The sequence below is a fragment of the Pseudonocardia ammonioxydans genome (assembly GCF_900115005.1).
Classification (GTDB): Bacteria; Actinomycetota; Actinomycetes; order Mycobacteriales; family Pseudonocardiaceae; genus Pseudonocardia; species Pseudonocardia ammonioxydans.
Map to the genome: position 1 here is coordinate 1 of NZ_FOUY01000147.1, position 1,614 is coordinate 1,614.

The following is a 1,614-nucleotide window of genomic DNA, read 5'->3' on the forward strand; positions in this document are numbered from 1 at the left end:
TTCATCGACTCCGGCGACGTCGGTCTGGTCGCGCTCGGCTTCTACATCGGCGCCGGCGCGATGGCGATCGGCGGGCTCGCCGAGGTGGTGTTCGGCATCGAGGCCGCCGGCCGCTCACTCGAGGACATCGCCCGACCCCTCACCGCCACCGAAGCCCGGTCGTCGTCCTGAACGCGAGGAGCACAAGGTGCATACACCGGACGCCACCGACTCCCCAGCCGTCGTCGTCGCAGGCGTCGACGGTTCGCCGACTTTCGGGCCGCTCTGGCCTGGGTCGCGGAGGAGGCAACGCACCGCGGCTGCGAGCCGCGTTTGATCCAGCGTGGACCCCGCCCACCCCACGTTCGGCAGGCGCGGCCGGCAATCGGGCCCCCGTCCAGCCTGCCCGACATGGCGGTTTACCAGGAACAGTCTCGGCACGCGGAGCTGGCCGAACTCACACGCGATCTTCCTGGTCGTCTGGGGTAGCAGGGCCTGGACCACCCTCATCCGGCTCTGGGCCATCTGGCCCTGGTGCACCCAGCTCTGGCTCGGCCGGATCGGTCCCGGCTGGGTGGATGCGGCCGTTTCTGCCGCTGGTCAGGGCGCCGTCGAGCGACTCGCCACCGTTCGAGTCGGCGCCAGACTGGGTCATCGCATCGGCGGTGGCATCGCCCTGCCCAGTGGCCTTCACCCGCTCGGCCGGGTCGCGATGCTCGGTCGCTGTGTTGGTTCCAGTGGCGCCTTCGAAGAAGCGCAGCAACTCCACCGGCACCGGCATGACCAAGGTGCTGTTGTTCTCGGAGGCGACGTCGGTGACGGTCTGGAGCAACCGCAGCTGCAACGCGCCAGGAGCCTGGTCCATGGCCGTGGCAGCCTGCGAAAGCTTCGTCGAGGCCTGCAGCTCGCCGTCGGCGTTGATCACGCGCGCCCGCCGGTCACGTTCGGCCTCGGCCTGGGCCGACATCGACCGCCGCATCCCTTCGGGCAGCGAGATGTCCTTGATCTCGACGCGGTCGATGTGAATTCCCCAGTCCTCGGTCGGCGCGTCAATGACGTCTCGCAACTCGGCATTGATCTTGTCGCGGTCGGCCAGCAGCGTGTCCAGGTCCGCGCGCCCGATCACCGAACGCAGCGAGGTCTGGGAGACCTGCGAGGTTGCCTGCAGATAGTTGTCCACGTTGATCGTGGCCCGTACCGGATCCTCCACCCGGAAGTACACGACCGCGTCTACGCCGATCGTGACGTTGTCGCGGGTGATCGTGCCCTGCGAGGGCACATCAAGGACCACTGTCTGGATCGGCACCTTCCGCATCTGGTCGGCGATCGGCACCACCAGTCGCAAACCCGGTTGGCGCACCGTGGGCAGCAACCGGCCGAACCGCAAGACGACTCCGCGCTCGTACTGCTGCACCATACGCACGCTCGTGCTCACCAAGCCCAGCAGTACCACTACCACCACGAGCACAACTGTCAACACCACACGAACCCTCCTGTCCGTAGCTCTGAGCACGGTTCCACCATGCTCAGGGCGACTCAGCTAGTAGACCGTCGCAGCTAATTATTTGGGTATAGGTGGCGGAGTTTGACGCGAGCGTCGGCGGTGGTGAACTGCCAGTGAACCTGCCTCTGATC

1 protein-coding gene is annotated in these 1,614 nt (G+C 66.9%); it reads right to left on the minus strand.

Translation table 11 applies throughout. The features are described 5' to 3' along the window. Window positions 1-436: 436 nt before the first annotated feature. Window positions 437-1,462, minus strand: coding sequence for a slipin family protein (locus tag BM093_RS34775; protein WP_342743067.1), 1,026 nt, complete (start codon window positions 1,460-1,462; stop codon window positions 437-439). Window positions 1,463-1,614 lie beyond the last annotated feature (152 nt).